The sequence below is a fragment of the Bradyrhizobium lupini genome (genome assembly GCF_040939785.1).
GTDB classification, from domain to species: domain Bacteria; phylum Pseudomonadota; class Alphaproteobacteria; order Rhizobiales; family Xanthobacteraceae; genus Bradyrhizobium; species Bradyrhizobium canariense_D.
Genome location: NZ_CP162553.1, coordinates 4224077 through 4242476, shown reverse-complemented (window position 1 = coordinate 4242476; position 18400 = coordinate 4224077). Strand labels below are relative to the sequence as shown.

Annotated in this window: 20 protein-coding genes, 1 other RNA gene and 1 pseudogene; 14 read left to right on the top strand and 8 right to left on the bottom strand. The window is 64.9% G+C overall.

The genetic code is table 11. The features are described from left to right. Positions 1-110: 110 nt before the first annotated feature. The 11 genes from yihA to dapE all read left to right on the top strand — a co-directional run bounded on the left by yihA (position 111) and on the right by dapE (position 8945). Complete coding sequence (gene yihA / locus AB3L03_RS20020) at positions 111-764, top strand: ribosome biogenesis GTP-binding protein YihA/YsxC (RefSeq protein WP_085351580.1); 654 nt, start codon at positions 111-113, stop codon at positions 762-764. Beyond that, a complete protein-coding gene (locus AB3L03_RS20015; protein ID WP_368506915.1) occupies positions 764-1129 on the top strand; it encodes a DUF423 domain-containing protein in 366 nt (121 codons plus the stop codon). The genes yihA and AB3L03_RS20015 overlap by 1 nt, the downstream gene beginning before the upstream one ends. A gap of 231 nt (positions 1130-1360) precedes the next feature. Then, positions 1361-2248, top strand: a complete 888-nt coding sequence (argB, locus tag AB3L03_RS20010; protein ID WP_007597683.1) for an acetylglutamate kinase — start codon at positions 1361-1363, stop codon at positions 2246-2248. A 68-nt stretch (positions 2249-2316) separates the two neighbouring features. After that, positions 2317-3303 (top strand): DUF1036 domain-containing protein, encoded by a 987-nt coding sequence (locus AB3L03_RS20005; RefSeq protein WP_368506914.1) that lies wholly within the window; start codon positions 2317-2319, stop codon positions 3301-3303. 202 nt (positions 3304-3505) lie between these two features. After that, positions 3506-4198: a pyrimidine 5'-nucleotidase gene (locus AB3L03_RS20000; protein WP_085351583.1), complete on the top strand. Its 693-nt coding sequence runs from the start codon at positions 3506-3508 to the stop codon at positions 4196-4198. Between the two features lie 25 nt (positions 4199-4223). Then, positions 4224-5129 (top strand): LysR family transcriptional regulator, encoded by a 906-nt coding sequence (locus AB3L03_RS19995; protein ID WP_085351584.1) that lies wholly within the window; start codon positions 4224-4226, stop codon positions 5127-5129. 109 nt (positions 5130-5238) lie between these two features. Beyond that, a complete protein-coding gene (locus tag AB3L03_RS19990; RefSeq protein ID WP_094183287.1) occupies positions 5239-5598 on the top strand; it encodes a carboxymuconolactone decarboxylase family protein in 360 nt (119 codons plus the stop codon). Positions 5599-5602: 4 nt separating this feature from the next. After that, entirely contained in the window at positions 5603-5887 is a 285-nt protein-coding gene (locus AB3L03_RS19985; protein ID WP_368506913.1) for a hypothetical protein, read from the top strand. 296 nt (positions 5888-6183) lie between these two features. Beyond that, a complete protein-coding gene (gene dapD, locus AB3L03_RS19980; protein ID WP_085351667.1) occupies positions 6184-7029 on the top strand; it encodes a 2,3,4,5-tetrahydropyridine-2,6-dicarboxylate N-succinyltransferase in 846 nt (281 codons plus the stop codon). Positions 7030-7131: 102 nt separating this feature from the next. Then, on the top strand, positions 7132-7782 hold the full coding sequence (locus AB3L03_RS19975) for a DUF805 domain-containing protein (protein ID WP_018453026.1): 651 nt from the start codon (positions 7132-7134) through the stop codon (positions 7780-7782). Continuing rightward, entirely contained in the window at positions 7779-8945 is a 1167-nt protein-coding gene (gene dapE, locus AB3L03_RS19970) for a succinyl-diaminopimelate desuccinylase (protein WP_018453025.1), read from the top strand. Before AB3L03_RS19975 ends, dapE begins: the two co-directional genes overlap by 4 nt. 164 nt (positions 8946-9109) lie before the next feature. Here the strand turns inward: dapE and truA are convergent, their stop codons facing one another. The 3 genes from truA to def form a co-directional block, all read right to left on the bottom strand. Continuing rightward, complete coding sequence (gene truA, locus AB3L03_RS19965; RefSeq protein ID WP_026232440.1) at positions 9110-9847, bottom strand: tRNA pseudouridine(38-40) synthase TruA; 738 nt, start codon at positions 9845-9847, stop codon at positions 9110-9112. A gap of 120 nt (positions 9848-9967) precedes the next feature. Next, positions 9968-10891: a methionyl-tRNA formyltransferase gene (fmt, locus tag AB3L03_RS19960; protein WP_018453023.1), complete on the bottom strand. Its 924-nt coding sequence runs from the start codon at positions 10889-10891 to the stop codon at positions 9968-9970. A 12-nt stretch (positions 10892-10903) separates the two neighbouring features. Further along, positions 10904-11428, bottom strand: coding sequence for a peptide deformylase (def, locus tag AB3L03_RS19955; RefSeq protein ID WP_007597693.1), 525 nt, complete (start codon positions 11426-11428; stop codon positions 10904-10906). A 171-nt stretch (positions 11429-11599) separates the two neighbouring features. Here def and AB3L03_RS19950 point away from each other — a divergent pair, with 171 nt between their 5' ends. From AB3L03_RS19950 to AB3L03_RS19940, 3 genes and pseudogenes are all read left to right on the top strand, one after another. After that, positions 11600-12799: a DNA recombination protein RmuC gene (locus tag AB3L03_RS19950; RefSeq protein ID WP_018453022.1), complete on the top strand. Its 1200-nt coding sequence runs from the start codon at positions 11600-11602 to the stop codon at positions 12797-12799. Positions 12800-12861: 62 nt separating this feature from the next. After that, a pseudogene (locus AB3L03_RS19945) lies at positions 12862-13163 on the top strand (GIY-YIG nuclease family protein). Between the two features lie 86 nt (positions 13164-13249). Further along, a complete protein-coding gene (locus tag AB3L03_RS19940; RefSeq protein WP_018453019.1) occupies positions 13250-14614 on the top strand; it encodes an MFS transporter in 1365 nt (454 codons plus the stop codon). A gap of 139 nt (positions 14615-14753) precedes the next feature. Here AB3L03_RS19940 and AB3L03_RS19935 read toward each other — a convergent pair whose 3' ends face one another. The 5 genes from AB3L03_RS19935 to ffs form a co-directional block, all read right to left on the bottom strand. Beyond that, positions 14754-15191, bottom strand: a complete 438-nt coding sequence (locus tag AB3L03_RS19935) for a hypothetical protein (RefSeq protein ID WP_007597700.1) — start codon at positions 15189-15191, stop codon at positions 14754-14756. Between the two features lie 26 nt (positions 15192-15217). After that, entirely contained in the window at positions 15218-15820 is a 603-nt protein-coding gene (gene recR / locus AB3L03_RS19930; RefSeq protein WP_368506912.1) for a recombination mediator RecR, read from the bottom strand. Between the two features lies 1 nt (position 15821). Then, positions 15822-16151, bottom strand: a complete 330-nt coding sequence (locus AB3L03_RS19925) for a YbaB/EbfC family nucleoid-associated protein (RefSeq protein ID WP_007597704.1) — start codon at positions 16149-16151, stop codon at positions 15822-15824. A gap of 105 nt (positions 16152-16256) precedes the next feature. After that, the gene (locus AB3L03_RS19920; RefSeq protein WP_247820943.1) at positions 16257-18074 is read right to left on the bottom strand and encodes a DNA polymerase III subunit gamma/tau; all 1818 of its coding nucleotides are present in this window, start codon (positions 18072-18074) and stop codon (positions 16257-16259) included. 95 nt (positions 18075-18169) lie between these two features. Continuing rightward, an RNA gene (gene ffs / locus AB3L03_RS19915) (signal recognition particle sRNA small type) lies at positions 18170-18266 on the bottom strand. Between the last annotated feature and the right edge of the window lie 134 nt (positions 18267-18400).

The window sequence follows — 18400 nt, the reverse complement described above, 5'->3', positions numbered from 1 at the left end:
AGCCGTCATTGCGAGGCAAAGCGACGAAGCAATCCAGAGTCCCTTCGCGGATGCATTTTTGGATTGCTTCGCTTCGCTCGCAATGACGCGGACAAACAGAAAGCCTTCGCATGAATGACGACAAAGATGCGAAGCTGATCGAGGTCGGGCGAAAGCTGTTCACGCGCGACTGGCAGTTCATCTGGGCCTCGCCCTCGACTGAAACGCTGCCGCCGATGGCGGGGCTGGAGATCGCTTTTGCCGGCCGCTCCAATGTCGGCAAGTCCAGCCTGATCAACGCGCTGACCGGCCGCAACGCGCTCGCGCGCACCTCGCATACGCCGGGCCGCACCCAGGAGCTGATCTTCTTCGAGGTCCCCGGGAAAAGTGACCTGCGCCTGGTCGACATGCCGGGCTATGGTTATGCCAAGGCACCGAAGAGCCAGGTCGCGTCCTGGACCGAGCTGATCCACAAATTCCTGCTCGGACGCGCGAGCCTCGCGCGCGTCTACGTGCTGGTCGACGCGCGGCACGGCCTCAAGGACGTCGATCTCGAAGTCCTGAAGACACTCGATCGCTCCGCGGTCAGCTACCAGCTGGTTCTGACCAAGGCCGACCAGATCAAGGCCGCCGAGCTTCAATCGCGCATCGTCGAGACCGAGGCCGCGCTCGCCAAGCGTCCGGCCGCGTTCCCGAACGTGCTCGCGACCTCGTCGCGGAGCGCAACCGGCATGGCCGAGCTGCGCGCCGCGATCGCCAAGCTGCTGGAAGAGCGCACCTCGTAATGGCGGCGTTCCGCCTGTTGATCGGGCTTGCCGGTATGATGGGCGCCGCCGGCGTCGCGCTGGCCGCCGCTTCCTCGCATGGCGGCGATGCGAGCCGGCTCGCCGCCGCAAGCGCCATGCTGCTGTTTCATGCAACCGCCATACTCGCGACCGTCGCCCTGCTCGGGCGCGGCCTTCTGCACGGCGGAATTGGCATCATCGCCGCGTCCGGCTTCGCAGCCGGCGCCGCGCTGTTCGCGGGCGACCTCACCTTGCGGCAATATGCCGGCCATTCGCTGTTTCCATATGCGGCGCCGACGGGTGGATCGGTGATGATCTTGAGCTGGCTGGCAGTGACGCTCGCGGCGGTGGTGGGAAAGAAATAGTGGCTCTTTGTTCCTTCTCCCCTTGCGGGAGAAGATGGCGCGAAGCGCCGGATGAGGGGTTCTCTCCACGAACTCACTATTGCGCGCGCGGAGAGAACCCCTCACCCGTCTCGCCGCTATCGCGGCGATCCACCCTCTCCCGCAAGGGGAGAGGGGAAGAACATCACTTTGCGCCCCGCCCGCCAATCGGATAGAACGCGGCCCGAGTATCCCGCCAGCGAGATCCGCCTCATGACCGAAATCTCCCCGCTCGACCAGGCCCGCATCCTGTCCGAAGCGCTGCCGCACATGCAGCAGTATGACGAGGAAACCATCGTCATCAAGTATGGCGGCCATGCCATGGGGGACGAGGAGACCGCGAAGAATTTTGCCCGCGACATCGTGCTGCTCGAGCAGACCGCAATCAATCCGGTGGTGGTGCATGGCGGCGGCCCGCAGATCGCGACCATGCTCAAGCGCCTCGGCATCGTCTCGGAATTCGCAGCCGGCCTGCGCATCACCGATGCCGCCACCATCGAGATCGTCGAGATGGTGCTCGCCGGCTCCGTCAACAAGCAGATCGTCGGCTACATCAACGAGGCCGGCGGCAAGGCCGTGGGGCTCTCTGGCAAGGACGCCAATATGGTGAAGGCGTCCAAGACGACGCGCACCATCATGGATCCGGACTCGCACATCGAGAAGGCGGTCGATCTCGGCTTCGTCGGCGATCCCGAGAAAGTCGATCTCACGCTGCTCAACCAGCTGATCGGCTACGAGCTGATCCCCGTGCTCGCGCCGCTCGCGACCTCGAAAGAGGGGCAGACGCTGAACGTCAACGCCGACACTTTCGCAGGTGCCGTGGCCGGCGCGCTGAAGGCAAAGCGGCTGCTGCTGCTCACCGACGTGCCGGGCGTGCTCGACAAGTCCAAGAAGCTGATCCCGCAGCTCTCGGTCAAGGACGCGCGAAAGCTGATCGCGGACGGCACCATATCGGGCGGCATGATCCCGAAGGTCGAGACCTGCATCTACGCACTCGAACAGGGCGTGGAGGGCGTCGTCATCATCGACGGCAAGATGCAGCACGCGGTGCTGCTCGAGCTCTTCACCAACACCGGCACGGGCACGCTGATCCACAAGTGAGAGAAGAGCGGACAGGAACAGTGCTGGGAGAGCGGCGGCCTCGCCGCTCCGTCCTGACGCGCTTCCTGATGACGCTCCCTGCCGCAGCCATCTCGTTCGTGTTCTCCTCCGCACTGGCCTTCGCCGACCTGAAAATCTGCAACCGCATGTCCTATGTCGTCGAGGCCGCGATCGGCATCGACGACAAGGCGGCGACCGCGACGCGCGGCTGGTTCAGGATCGACCCCGCCACCTGCCGCGTGGTGGTGCAGGGCACGCTCTCCGCCGACCGCATCCTGCTCAACGCCCGCGCGCTCGGCGTCTACGGCGCATCCCCGATCCCGCAGAACGGCAGCGACACGCTGTGCGTCGCGCAGGACAATTTCGTCATCGCGGCAGCGCGGCAGTGCCGCAGCGGCCAGACCCAAGCCGCCTTCACCCAGATCACCCCGACCCAAGGCGCGGACGGCAATTTCGTCGCCTATCTCGCCGAGGACTCCGAGTATGACGACGAGCAGGCCCGCCTCGCCGGCATCCAGCGGCTTTTGGTGATCGCAGGTTACGACGCCGCGCCGATCGACGGCGTCGACGGGCCGAAGACGCAAGGCGCGCTGGCCGCTTTCCTGAAGAGCCGCGGATTGTCGTCCGACATCCTGTCGTCGCCGAACTTCTTCAAGACCATGGTCGATGCCGTGCAGACGCCGTCTGCGACAGGCCTCACCTGGTGCAACGACACCGCGCACAAGGTGATGGCGGCGGTCGCCACCGACGACGGCAAATCGGTGACGAGCCGCGGCTGGTATCGCATCGACCCCAAGACCTGCCTGCACCCTGATGTGAGCGGCCAGCCGAAGCAGATATTCAGCTTCGCGGAAGCCATCGACGCCGATAACCGAATCGTCAAGCTGAAGGACAAGCCGCTGAACTGGGGCGGCGACAAGCAGCTTTGCACGCGCGAGACCAAGTTCGAGACCAACGAGCAGACCGACTGCGGCGCGCGCGGTTTCGCGGCCACGGGCTTTAGCGCGGTGGACATGTCGAGCGGCGGCAAGACGCTGCGGTTTGCAATGCCGTGACGGGTGCTGTTGTGACGGTACCGGTGCCACGCACGCCGCTGTCGTCCTGGCGAAAGCCAGGACCCATTACCCCAGGATTGGGTTTGGCGAAGAACGACGACCGCAGTGCCCCAATGATCGGTCACGGCGTATGGGTCCTGGCTTTCGCCAGGACGACGATTGAGGGTGGGGCGCCGCCGCGGTCAACGGATAGAGAGTGAAAATGACCTCCTCCCGCGCCTTTGCCCATATCGACACCTGGGTGTTCGACCTCGACAACACGCTCTATCCGCACCACGTCAATCTGTGGCAGCAGGTCGATGCGCGGATCACCGAGTTCGTTTGCAACTGGCTCAATCTGACACCGGTGGAAGCGCGCAAGATCCAGAAGGATTATTACCAGCGCTTCGGCACCACCATGCGTGGCATGATGACCCTGCATGGTGTACGCGCCGACGACTATCTCGCCTATGTCCACAAGATCGACCATTCCCCGCTGGAGCCGAACCCGGCGCTGGGCGAGGCCATTGCAAAACTGCCGGGACGAAAGCTGATCCTGACCAACGGCTCGGTCGATCATGTCGATGCGGTGCTGGCGCGACTCGGCTTTGCCACGCATTTCGACGGCGTGTTCGACATCATCGCCGCCGAATTCGAGCCGAAGCCGGCGCCGCAGACCTACCGGAAGTTTCTCGCCGACCATTCGGTCGATCCGACCCGCGCAGCGATGTTCGAGGACCTCGCCCGCAACCTCACCGTTCCGCACGAACTCGGCATGACCACGATACTCGTGGTGCCGGACGGCACCAAGCAAGTGGTGCGTGAAGATTGGGAACTGGCGGGCCGTGATGCGGCCCATGTCGACCACGTCACCGACGATCTGACTGGGTTTCTGCAGTCGCTCGCGATCGGCTGACCCCCGCAGCAACGCAGGAGCGACCGTGCCTCAGAAGCCGACAGACTTGGCTGCGATCGAATGGGAAGACCTGCGCTACTTCCTGCACCTGGCTCGCGAAAAAAGCCTCTCGGGTGCCGCACGAAAGCTGGGCACCACGCAACCGACAATGAGCCGGCGCCTCGAACTGTTCGAAAGCAAGCTCGGTGCGATCCTGTTCGACCGCCTTCCGTCCGGCCTTCGGCTCTCCGACACCGGACGGCAGATTCTCGATTATGCCGAGAGGATGGAGGACGCAGCACTGGCGGCGCAGCGGATCGCAGTCGGCAGCAGCGCTGGACTGACCGGAACGGTGCGCGTGACCTCGCCCGAATGGCTCGGGGCACGGATCCTCTCGCCTTTGCTGGCGAAGTTCTGCGCGGCGCATCCGACCGTCACCGTCGAGCTGGTTACTGACGCCGAGGCCTTGAGCCTCACGCGGCGGGAGATAGATGTCGCCCTGCGCTTCGGGCGCTTCCAGCAGGACGGACTGATGCAGCGGAAGATCGGCAGCATTCCGTTCGAGCTTTATGCTGCTGCTGCCTATCTCAAGGCAAAGGGACCGCCCGATTTTTCGGACGGTGGCGCCGACGCTGCGCTCATTACGATGAACGCGGCGCTCGCCGAAAGTGTTGCGGAGACGAAGTGGCTGCGTCGCTATTTGCCGCAGGCACATGTTGGATTCTGCAGCAATAGCCGCGATGGTCAGGCCGCTGCGGCCGCCGCCGGCGCGGGGCTGGTTTGCTTGCCGACTCGGCTGGCCTCGGCCTATCCCGCGCTTCGTTCGATCAAGACGCCGGCGCCCGTCCCGAGCCGCGAGCTGTGGCTGGGATTTCATCGCGACACCGGCAAGGTCCGGCGGGTTCGCGCCGTGGTGGACTTCATCGCGGGAGAATTCCGTCAATTCGCCTGACGCTTCGGCAAGCTGTATAGCGGCCATACGCCCATAGCTGATGGCTCCCGCGAGACTGCACGTCTATCTCTCGAGCTCGGCAACAACCCGCCGTTCGAGGAGAGAGACAATGATGATGGATTGGAGCGCCTATCGGAGCGACTTGCTGGCGCGGATCGGCGACATTGGTGCCCTAAGCCCGGCGACGCTGAAGGGCTATCGCGAACTTGGCGCGGCTGGCCCCCAGACAGGAAAGCTGGACGGAAAGACGCGCGAGTTGATCGCGCTGGCGGCGGCCGTGACCGCCCGCTGCGACGGGTGTATTGCGGTTCACGCCGCCGCCGCCGCACGTTTCGGCGCGAGCCGTGAGGAGCTCGCCGAGGCCCTCGGCGTGGCGATTGCGATCGGTGCGGGGGCGTCGTTGGTCTACTCGGCACGGACGCTCGAAGCGTTCGATTCGAGCCGGGCACCGAAGCCGGGCGAAGGCTGATCCGATGACGCAAACACCGCAACCTGTGGCCTTCTCCGGATGCGGTTCGGCCGCAAGCTCGTTTCAACGGTCGGTCTCCTCTTCGCTGACCGTCGAAGAGGTGGTCACCCGCTTGAAGCAGGGAATCATTGCGGCAGACCTCTGGATCCTGCACGAGATCGACCCGCAAATGCTGCTCAGTCGTGGCGGCTTCGCCATCGGCCCCGCGCGTCAGGTCCTGTTTTTCCACCCACGCCTGATGTCGCGGCTGCTGACCGCCGATAGCGCGGCGCTGCTCGAGGCCCCCTGAAGTTCGCCGTGATCGGCTTTCCAGACGGTCAAGCCGAACTGCGATGGCTTGATCCGGCTATGGCCTTCGCGCGCTACCGTTCACCGGCATTGACCGAACTCGGAAATGAGCTCGCCGGCCTCTGCGAGGGTATCGTGAACGGCACCGATCTCGCGGGCACATCAAAATAGCCGCCGGCCATGTCCCGGGCGCGTCCGAACGCGCCGGGACATGGCCGACTGCGTTCTTGACTCTCTCGCTCCAAGTCCCGAAAAAGCGATCCAAATTCCCCGCAAATGCTGCTCAAGGATCGCCAAATGTCCCTGTCCGTCCTCGAATCCACCATCAACGGCGCCTTCGAGGCGCGCGACGGCGTCTCGACCTCGACCAGGGGCGAGGTCCGCGAGGCCGTGGATCACGCGCTGGAGATTCTGGACAAGGGTGAGGCCCGCGTTGCCGAGCGCGGGGCCGACGGCAAGTGGAAGGTCAATCAATGGCTGAAGAAGGCGGTGCTGCTCTCGTTCCGCCTCAACGACATGGGCGCCATTCCCGGTGGCCCCGGCAAGGCGGCCTGGTGGGACAAGGTGCCCTCGAAGTTCGACGGCTGGGGCGAGAACCGCTTTCGCGATGCCGGTTTCCGCGCCGTCCCCGGCTCCATCGTGCGCCGCTCCGCCTTCATCGCCCGCAACGTCGTGCTGATGCCGTCCTTCGTCAATCTCGGCGCCTACGTCGATGAATCCACCATGATCGACACCTGGTCGACCGTCGGCTCCTGCGCGCAGATCGGCAAGCGCGTGCACATCTCCGGCGGCGTCGGCATCGGCGGCGTGCTCGAGCCGCTGCAGGCCGAGCCCGTGATCATCGAGGACGATTGCTTTATCGGCGCGCGCTCCGAGGTCGCCGAGGGCGTGATCGTGCGCAAGGGCGCGGTGCTGTCGATGGGCGTGTTCCTGGGGGCGTCGACCAAGATCGTCGATCGCGAGACCGGCGAGATCTTCATCGGCGAGGTGCCGGAATATTCGGTCGTCGTTCCCGGCGCGCTGCCCGGCAAGCCCATGAAGAACGGCCAGATCGGCCCGAGCACCGCCTGCGCCGTCATCGTCAAGCGCGTCGACGAGCGCACGCGCTCCAAAACCAGCATCAACGAGCTGCTGCGGGATTGATTCGCGGCACCAGCTGCCGTACGACACCGAGGGTCCATCGAACCCGCCCTCCCCCCATCGCGACCAACATCCGGGCGACCTTTCCCGCCCGGAGCCTTTGGAATGGACTGGATCTGGTATCTCTTCCGCTTCGACGGCCGCATCAACCGCGCGCTGCTGTGGCAGGCGCTGCTGCTCGTCATGATGCTGGCGTGCATGCTCGGGATGATCGACCAGGCCATCAAGGTGCTGAACGGGGCGGCAACTTTCGCCTTCAACTTCAAGGTCGACTTCGATTTCGGTGTCGACGACATCTTCAACGTGGTCGATCCCAGGGCCTATCGTCAGCTGGCTACGGCCGATCGCGCGACCCTCATCCTCAAAGTGTTCGGCACTTTGCTATTCCTGTGGATCTATCTCGCAACCGCGACCAAGCGGCTGCACGATCGCGACCGGAGCGGCTGGTGGCTGGTTCCGTTCTTCGTCGTGCCTGCGTTGTTCGACCAGTTCTCGGACCTGCTGCCCACCAATTCAAACTGGGTTCTTGCCGTCGCCTGGGCCGTGCACATTCCGTGGTTTTGGGGCCTCGTGGAAATGTTCATTGTGCCCGGCACCTCGGGCGACAACCGGTTCGGCCCCGATCCACTGGCCGTCCTTGAAGATGGCTCCGCGCCCGCACCTTCGACGAAAAGCTGGGACCAGCAGAGCGAGATCGAATTTGTCCCGCCCAGTGCTAGCCCACCCGGCGGCATGCATGTTAAGCGGGGCGCATGACCGATGCTCTCTCGATTGCCCGCGATCTCATCCGCTGCCCCTCGGTAACCCCCGCCGATGCCGGTGCACTGGGCGTGCTCGAAAAAGCCCTCAATGCGGCAGGCTTCACATGCCACCGCGTGACTTTCAGCGAGCCCGGCACCGCCGACGTCGACAATCTCTTTGCGCGGATCGGCACTGACGGGCCGCACATCACCTTTGCCGGCCACACCGACGTGGTACCGCCGGGCGACGAGAGCGCCTGGAGCGTCGGCGCGTTCTCGGGCGAGGTGAAGGACGGCTTTCTGCACGGCCGCGGCGCGGTCGACATGAAAGGCGGCATCGCCTGTTCGGTCGCCGCGGTGCTGGAGCATCTGGCCGCGAACGACGGCAAGCCGCGCAGCGACGGCAAAGGTTCGATCTCCTTCCTGATCACCGGCGACGAGGAAGACGTCTCCATCAATGGCACCATCAAGCTGCTGCAGTGGGCGGCCGAGCGCGGCGAAAAATTCGACCATTGCGTGCTCGGCGAGCCCTCCAATGTCGAGACCCTCGGCGACACCATCAAGGTCGGCCGCCGCGGCTCGCAATCCGGCACGCTGTATGTCGACGGCGTGCAGGGCCATGTCGCCTATCCGCACCGCGCCGCCAATCCGGTGCCTGATATCGCGCGGCTGATCGTGGCCATCTCGGACGAGCCGCTCGACCATGGTAGCGCGCAGTTCCAGGCCTCCAACCTCGAATTCACCTCGGTCGACGTCGGCAACACCGCCAACAACGTCATCCCGGGACAAGCGCGCGCAAAATTCAACATCCGCTACAACGACAACCACACTCAGGCGAGCCTGCGCGAGCTGGTCGAGATGCGGCTGACAAAAGCCTGCGGCAACCGCATTCGCGCCCGCATCGTCTGGGAGCCCTCGAACTCGAACGTGTTCGTGACCAAGCCCGGCCCGTTCACCGATCTCGCGGTGTCCGCGATCGAAGAAGTGACGGGCCGCAAGCCGGAGCTGTCGACCTCAGGCGGCACCTCGGACGCGCGCTTCATCTCAAGCTATTGCCCGGTGATCGAATTCGGCCTGGTCGGCCAGACCATGCACCAAATCGACGAACGCGTGCCGGTCAGGGACCTGGAGCGGTTGACCAAGGTGTATCGCGGGATTTTGGCGAGGTATTTTGGGTAGGCTCTTCCGCCTGCCCACTCCGCTGTCATCGCCCGACTTGATTGGGCGATCCAGTATTCCAGAGACGACAGTGACTGAGCCGAGAGGCCACGGCTACTGGATGCCCCGGTCAAGCCGGGGCATGACAGTGGGGGGATGTAGCGAGAGTACGCGCCCTCATCCCATCAGTAATCCACCTGCATCAGATACAGCCCGTCCGGCGGGGCGACGATGCCGCAGGCGGCGCGGTTGCGTGCGGCGAGCGCTGCGGAGAGATCATCGGCGGTCCAGCGGCCTTCGCCGACCCACATCAGCGACCCCACCATCGAACGCACCTGGCTGTGCAGGAATGAGCGCGCCGAGGTGACTATGGTGATCTCGCGCCCGTCGCGCAGCACGTCGAGCTGATCGAGCGTCTTCTCCGGCGACCTGGCCTGGCACTCGGTGTCGCGGAAGGTGGTGAAATCGTGCTTGCCGAGCAGGCGTTGTGCCGCCGCATGCATCGCATCGGCGTCGAGCCGGCGCGGCACGCGCCAGGCGTGGCCGGCATCGAGTGCGAGATTGGCGCGAGTGTTGACGATACGGTAGCGGTAGTGGCGCTTGATGGCTGAAAAGCGCGCCTCGAAACTATCAGGCACGATATCCGCTTCGAGCACCGCGACAGGATGCGGGCGCAGATGCGCATTCAAGCCGTCGCGAAAACGGCCCGGCGGAAACTGCTTGCCGACATCGACATGCGCGACCTGGCCGCGCGCATGCACGCCGGCATCGGTGCGGCCGGCACCATGGACGCGCGCATCCGCGCCGGTCATCGCCTTCACAGCGGCCTCCAACGCGCCCTGCACCGAGGGCAGCGTCTCCTGCACCTGCCAGCCGAAGAACGGCGCGCCGTCATATTCGATGGTGAGCTTGTAGCGGGGCATCTTGTCCAGTTTCGCTGTCATCGCCCGGCTCGACCGGGCAATCCAGTACTCCGCAGCCTATCCGTTCGACCGAGAAGCCTCGGCGTACTGGATACCCCGCCTTCGCAGGGTATGACAGCGTCAGGTGAATTTGGCGCCGGTCTTCAACGGCACGCCGCGCAGGAAGTCCGCGGCCTGCATGCGTGCCTTGCCTTCGCGCTGGAGCTCGATCAGACGGATTGCACCCTCGCCGCAGGCGATGGTGAGGTGATCGTCGAGCACCTCGCCGGGTGCGCCCGTGCCTTTCGCCAGCTCGCAGCGCAGGATCTTGACCCGCGCATTCTCAAGTTCGGCCCAGGCGCCGGGAAACGGCGACAGGCCGTGGATATGGCGCAGCACCTCGCGCGCGGGCCTGGTCCAGTCGATCCGCGCCTCGGCCTTGTCGATCTTGGCGGCATAGGTGACGCCGTCCTCGCTCTGCTGCTTCAGCTGAAGCCCGCCGCGCGCCAGCGCGGCCATGGCGCGCACCATCAGATCGGCACCGAGCCGCGACAGACGATCGTGCAGATCGAGCGCGGTCATGTTGTCCGTGATCGCGAGCCGTTCCGCCATAGCGACGTCGCCGGTGTCGAGGCCAACATCCATCTTCATCACCATCACGCCGCTCTCGGCATCGCCGGCCATGATCGCGCGGTTGATGGGAGCGGCACCGCGCCAGCGTGGCAGCAGCGAGGCGTGCAGGTTGTAGCAGCCGAGCTTTGGCGCATCGAGGATCGCCTGCGGCAGGATCATGCCATAGGCGACGACGACGGCCGCATCGGCGTCAAAGGCGCGAAACTCTTCCAGCGCCTCCGGCGTTTTCAAAGTCTTCGGCGTCAGCACGGGCACACCGAGCTTTCGCGCGGCCTCTTCCACCGGGGTCGGCTGCAATTGCAGCCCGCGCCGTCCGCCGGGCTTCGGCGCGCGCGTGTACACGGCCGCGATCTCGTGGCCATGCGCGACGAGCTCGAGCAGCGTCGGCACGGAGAAATCGGGCGTGCCCATGAAGATCAGGCGGAGGGGCATCGACAGAGAACCTCACTCCGCGCGCTTGGCGGCTTTCTCGAACTTCTTCAGCACGCGGTCGCGCTTGAGCTTTGACAGATAGTCGACGAACAGCACGCCGTTGAGATGGTCGATCTCGTGCTGGATGCAGGTGGCGTAGAGGCCTTCGGCGTCCTCCTCGTGCACCTTGCCGTCGAGATCGGTGTAGCGCACCCGCACCTTCGCAGGGCGCTCGACCTCCTCGTAATATTCGGGGATCGACAGGCAGCCTTCCTCGTAGACCGACAGGTCCTCCGAAGAGGCGATGATTTCCGGATTGATGAAGACGCGCGGCTCGGGCTTGGTCTCGCCGTCCTGGTCGGGCTTGGCGAGGTCCATGGTGATCAGCCGCAACGGCTGCGCGATCTGGATCGCCGCGAGCCCGATGCCGGGCGCGTCGTACATGGTCTCGAACATGTCGTCGGCAAGCTTGCGGATCTCCGGCGTGACCTTCTCGATCGGCTTGGAGACCAGACGCAGCTGCTTGTCGGGCAGGATGATGATTTCTCTGAGGGCCATGGCCGCGATTTAAGCCGCGCGTTCGATGCGGTCAATGCGGCCGGGAACCCCGTTAACCCTCCGCTAACCATAAAACTTCAGGTTTCGTTAACCATAAAAATTAACAGAGCATTTACCATAAATGTTCGCTATTCGTTCGTGTCTCGAAGCGAATCGGCTAGAAGCAGGGGCATGAACGAGATCATTTTCATGCTTGGCGACTGGCCGGTGCGCACCGTGGACGCGCTGATCGGCTTCGGCGCCCTGGTCCTTATTCTGCTGCTCGTGATTGCCGTCGTGATCGCGCGGTCAGGGCGGCGCGGCGCGGAACTCGCGATGGCCAACGCCATCCGCGCCGACGAGCTCGAGGAGCGCATCAGCCAGATGCTGCACGCCCAGAGCGAGGCTTCGGGGCGAGTCGACGCCATGACCCAGACGCTGGCCGGCCGCCAGGCCGACATGGCGCGCGCGGTCAACGAGCGGCTGGATTCGGTGACCCACCGCGTCGGCCAGTCCATGGAGCACTCGACCCGCAACACCATGGAGAGCCTGCACGCGCTGCACGAGCGGCTCGGCATCATCGACAGCGCGCACAAGAACCTCACCGACCTCACCACGCAGGTGACGACCCTGCGCGACGTGCTCGCCAACAAGCAGTCGCGCGGCGCCTTCGGTCAGGCGCGGATGGAAGCGATCGTCCAGGACGGTCTGCCGAAGGGCGCCTACGAGTTCCAGTTCACGCTCTCGACCGGCAAGCGTCCGGACTGCGTCGTGTTCCTGCCCGACCAGCGTCCGCTCTGCATCGACGCGAAATTTCCGCTGGAGGCGATGACCGCGCTGCATGATGCGCGCACCGACGAGGAAAAGCGCATCGCCACGCAGCGGCTGCGCGGTGACGTGATGAAGCATGTCAGCGACATCGCCGAAAAATATCTCGTCGCCGGCGAGACCCAGGAAATGGCGTTGATGTTCGTGCCGTCGGAATCGGTCTACGCCGAGATCCACGACGGTTTCGACGACGTGATCCAGAAGGCGTATCGCGCCCGCGTCGTGCTGGTGTCGCCGTCGCTTTTGATGCTCGCAATCCAGGTGATGCAGCAGATCATGAAGGACGCGCGCATGCGCGATGCCGCCGACCAGATCCAGACCGAGGTGATCAAGCTCGGCGACGACCTCGGCCGCCTGCGCGATCGCGTGCTGAAATTGCAGAAGCACTTTGCCGACGCGAACGAAGACGTCCGCCAGATCCTGATCTCCGCCGACAAGATCGAGAAGCGCGCGGGGCGGATCGAAGAGCTCGATTTCAGCAAGAGCGATGCGCCCGAAGCCCCGCATCTCGTGGCCACCGGCGCTGCCGAGTTGTTCCCGAGGAAGCTCCAGGCGGGGGAGTAGAATATAGAACACACTGTCGTCGCCCGGCTTGACCGGGCGACCCAGTATCCCAGAGACGGCAGATGGGCGGGCGCTGCTACTACGTGTACATTCTCGCCAGCAAGATGGGCGACACGCTCTACATTGGCGTAACGAACGATCTCATCCGCCGCGTGGCCGAACACAAATTGTAGTTAGTCGAGAGCTTCACGAAGGAATAGGGCGTTGTGAAGCTAGTCTATTTCGAGCAATTCGATGATCCCGAGAATGCGATAAAACGCGAGAAGCGCCTGAAAAATGGACGCGCGCCTGGAAGATTGCGCTGATCGAGAAGGATAATCCCGATTGGAACGATCTCTATGCGGAGATCGCGGGCCCTCCATAACTCCGGCCTCTGGAATACTGGGTCGCCCGGTCAAGCCGGGCGACGACACCTCACTTGTGGCTCTCAGAATCTGCTAACACCACCCCATGACCGCACCCGACGCGACGTCCCCTGCCGGCCCCGGCACGGCCCCCACCTCCTGGCGTGACAGCCTTGCCGTTTACCTGCAGCCGCGGGTGCTGATCGTGCTGTTCCTCGGTTTCTCGTCCGGGCTGCCGCTGGCGCTGTCGGGCTCGACGCTGCTGGTGTGGATGCGGGAATCCGGCGTCGATCTCAAGACCATCGGGCTGTTTGCGCTGGTCGGCACGCCCTACACGCTGAAATTCCTTTGGGCGCCGCTGGTCGATGCGATGCATGTGCCGCTGTTCACGCGCGCCTTCGGGCGGCGCCGCGGCTGGCTGCTGTTCTCGCAATTGCTGCTGATCGCAGCCATCCTGCTGCTGGCGCTGACCGATCCCGCGCGCTCGCCGTTCTACGTCGCGCTCGGCGCATTGCTGGTGGCGACGGCCTCGTCGACGCAGGACATCGTGGTCGACGCCTTCCGCGTCGAGAGCCTGCCGGAGAGCGAGCAGGCCGCCGGCATGGCGTCCTATGTCGCGGCCTATCGCATCGGCATGCTGGTCTCGACCGCCGGCGCGCTGTTCATCGTCTCCGGCTTCGAGAGCACCGGCATCACCCGCACGTCCGCCTGGATGTGGGGCTATGTGGTGATGGCGGCGATGGTCCTGATCGGGACGATCACGGCGCTGGTCGCGACCGAGCCCGAGCAGTCATTGCGGGCGGAAGCCGCGACGCAGACGCAGACCGCGCTCGCGCGCGTGCTGCACGCGGCAATCGGTGCCTTCTCGGAATTCCTGACGCGCAAGGACGCGCTTGCGGCACTCGCCTTCGTCGTGCTGTTCAAGTTCACCGACGCCTTCTCCGGCACGATGACCGCGCCGTTCGTGATCGACCTCGGCTTCTCCCGCAACGACTATGCGGCGATCGTGAAGGGCGTGGGCCTTGCTGCGACTCTGATCGGCGGCTTTGCCGGCGGCTTCGTCGCGCGGCGCTATTCGCTCGCGACCAGCCTCTGGATCGGCGGCGTGGTGCAGGCGCTCGCGAACCTCTCCTTCTCCTGGCTGGCCTTCGTCGGCACCAGCCAATGGGCGCTCGCCTTCGCCATCACCTGTGAGAACTTCACCAGCGCCATCGGCACGGTGATCTTCGTCGCCTATCTTTCGGCGCTCTGCCAGAACCCGCTGCACACGGCGACGCAATATGCGCTGCTCACCGCGCTTGCCGCAGTGGGGCGGACCTATCTCTCGTCAGGCGCCGGCTTCGTGGCTGATACCACCGGCTGGCCGCTGTTCTTCGTGATCTGCATGCTGGTGGCGATCCCGAGCCTGGTGCTGCTGGCCTGGTTGCAGAAGCGCGGGCATTTTGATGCGCTGGGGCCGGTGCGGGTTTAACGCAACGTCGTCATGGCCGGGCTTGTCCCGGCCATCCACGCCTTGCTACGCGGCGCCAAGAACGTGGATGCCCGGGACGAGCCCGGGCATGACGAAAAACAGATGCGCTTATATGTGTGGCGGGCAAACGGGGCGCCCCCTACTGCTTTTTGATCAGGCTCCATTTCGTGATCACGGCCTCGCTCATCTGGCCGGGATCGCTGGCGCAGGCGATCTCGTCGACCTTGACCGAGATCTCCTTGCCGGCGAACGTCTTCAGCTGTGCGGCCTGCGCATCGCCGCTGGGAACGAGCTGGAAGGTTTCGGGTCCGGTCTCGAGATTGCACAGCCCGCTCGGCGGCGGCAGCCGGCGCGGCTCGGAGGTGATCTGGTAGGTCGCAACCCGCTTGCCGACGTTCTTGACGTCGCGCACTTTCATCGTGTTCAGCTCGCCCGACAGCACCTCCCCGGCATTGATCGGCTTGCCGGGCTTCGACGGCGGCGGAGCCCCGTCGTCCTGTTGCGCGGAGATGGCCGGCGTCGCCAGCATCGTCAGCGTCGCGACCAAAGCCCATCGTGTGGCGAAAAGTTTCGTCATGTCGTCCGTTCCGTAAGTCTGGATGGCTAGAACAGGGTGCGCTGCCGCATCGCGGCCGATAGCGTACCTTCATCGAGATAATCAAGCTCGCCGCCGACCGGCACACCATGGGCGAGCCGGGTTACTTTTACTTTGGCGTCCTGAAGCAGGTCGGTGATGTAATGTGCCGTGGTCTGGCCGTCGACGGTGGCATTCAGCGCCAGGATGACCTCATGCACCTGTGCCTCATGCGCGCGCGCGACCAGCGCCTCGATGGTGAGGTCCTGCGGGCCGACGCCGTCGAGCGGCGACAATGTCGCACCCAGCACGTGATAGCGCCCTTGAGTGGCATTGGCCCGTTCCAGCGCCCAGAGATCGGCAACGTCGGCGACGACGACGATGATCGAGGGGTCGCGCCTCGGATCGGTGCAGACCGTGCAGGGACTTTGCGTGTCGATGTTGCCGCAGGTCTTGCAGACCTGGACCTTCTCGAGCGCGACCTGCATGGCCGAGGACAGCGGTATCATCAGCGCTTCGCGCTTCTTGATCAGATGCAACGCGGCGCGCCGCGCCGAGCGCGGACCGAGGCCCGGCAGCCGCGCGAGAAGCTGGACCAGCCGCTCGATTTCAGGACCCGCAACAGCGCCCATCCTACTGGCCGAACAGCCCCGACAGCCCCGGCGGCAGACCGAGCCCGCCGGTGAGCGACTGCATCTTCTCCTGCATGGCGGCTTCCGCCTTGCGGCGGGCCTCGCCGAAGGCGGTGACGAGCAGATCCTCGAGCACCTCGCGCTCTTCCGCCTTCATCAGCGAAGGATCGATCTTGACGCCCTTGACGTCCATCTTCGCGGTCATGCGCACGGCGACGAGACCGCCGCCGGAGATGCCCTCGACCTCGACGTTGGCGAGCTGGTCCTGCATCTCCTGCATCTTGGATTGCAGCTGCTGCGCCTGCTTCATCATGCCGAAAATATCGACCATCGGTGCTGTCCTTGGTTGGCGCGATGACTCATCGTCGCGCCTTCGCTGATTGTTTTGAGCGTGATCCAGTCGGAAAAGCGCTGCACGCTTTTTCCGGATCATGCTCTAGAGATCGTCGCCGTCGGAACCGTCGGGCGGATCGTCACTGCCATAGTCGGCGTTAATATCGGATTCCGGCGCCTCGGGGGCAAGCCTGCGGACCTCGACGACCTTCGCACCCGGAAACCGCGACAGCACCTCGCGCACGCGCGGATCGGCCTCGGCGGTGCGCGCATGTTCCTGCTTGGCCGCCTGGCTTACCGAGCGCAGCGTCGGCTGGCCCGGCTCGTTGGAGACGATCACGGTCCAGCGGCGCCCGGTCCAGAGCTCGAATTTTCGCGCGAGATCGGAAATCATGGTCTTGGAGGCGTTCGGCTCGAGCGCGACTTCCAGCCGGCCCTCCTCGAAACGAACGAGGCGCATGTCGCCTTCGAGCGCGCCCTTGGTCAGGAGGTCGCGCTTCTGCCCGGCCAGGGCAACGAGCTGGGTGAAGCTCGTGACGCGCAACACGGGCGTGGCAGCTTGCGGATCCGGCGCGGGTGTTGCCATCTGCGGACGAGCACCACCGCCGCCGAACGAGGACGGTGACGAATTCGGCATGCGAACGGGAGCCGCGGACGCCACCGGCCCGGCCGGCGCGTTGCGCGCGGCACTGCCGCCGCTCACGACCGGCGAACCACCGCCGTTCTGCTCCAGCATCTTGATCGCTTCGTCAGGCGTCGGCAGGTCGGCGACATAGGCGATGCGCACCAGCACCATCTCGGCGGCTGCGGCGGGCCGCGTCGCGGCCTGCACCTCGGTGATGCCCTTGAGCAGCATCTGCCACATCCGCGACAGCACGCGCATCGAGATCTTCGAGGCGAAATCCCGCGCGCGCACGCGCTCGGTCTCGCCATAGGCGACGTTGTCGGCGGTCGCCGGCACGATCTTCACGCGGGTGACGAAATTGACGAATTCGGCGAGATCCGAGAGCACGACGATCGGATCGGCGCCGACGTCGTACTGGTCGCGGAACTCCCTAAACGCGGACGCGATGTCGCCACGCGCCAGAGAATCGAAAAGATCGATGACACGGGTGCGGTCGGCGAGCCCCAGCATCTGCCTGACGGCATCGGCCTTCACGGTGCCTGCCGCATGCGCGATCGCCTGATCGAGCAGCGAGAGCGAATCGCGCACCGAGCCTTCCGCGGCGCGCGCGATGATACCTAGTGCTTCGGGCTCGATCTCGACGTTTTCCTTGGCCGCGATGTTGGCCAGATGCTTCATCAGCACGTCGGCCTCGACGCGGCGCAGGTCAAAACGCTGGCAGCGCGACAGCACCGTGACCGGAACCTTGCGGATCTCGGTCGTTGCGAACACGAACTTGGCGTGCTCCGGCGGTTCCTCCAGCGTCTTCAGGAAGGCGTTGAACGCCGCCGTCGACAGCATGTGGACTTCGTCGATGATGTAGACCTTGTAGCGGGCGCTGGCCGGCGCGTAGCGGACGCTGTCATTGATCTGACGGACGTCGTCGACGCCGGTGTGCGAGGCCGCGTCCATCTCCAGCACGTCCATGTGCCGGCTTTCCATGATGGCCTGGCAATGCACGCCGAGCGTCGGCATCTGGACCGTCGGGCCCTTCACCGAGCCATCCGGCATCTCGTAGTTGAGCGCGCGGGCAAGGATGCGCGCAGTGGTGGTCTTGCCGACCCCGCGGACGCCGGTGAGGATCCAGGCCTGCGGAATGCGACCGGTCTCGAATGCATTTGAGACGGTGCGGACCACGGCTTCCTGGCCGATCAGATCGTCGAATGAGGAAGGACGGTATTTCCGCGCCAGCACCCGGTAGGGCGTGCTGGCCCGGCCGGCGCTTTCAGGGTTGGGAGGGGCGCCAGCGTCGGTCATCGGTCGATCCGCAATGAAGTGTCTTTCGGCCGGCTTTGCGGAAAGGAGCGCGCTGGCGGCCCGAGCCGCCGGCGCAATTCGCTCGGAAAAAACAGGTAGGAGACTGACGAGCGACCCGATCCGGACCTCGTTAGGGCTGCTTCCTTCCGGACCTGACCCGGTTGGCGAGTGGCTCGTCCACCGCCAATCTCCCGGCCCCTATTTGGGGCCAAAAGGACCGGAAAGCAAGCGGGTATCGGCTTGAACAGGCGCGGCTTCATGGTGGCTTGCCCAGCATCCGGGCAATTCCTGGTCTGCCCAGCCGATAGGCTGTGCTTTCACTGCCG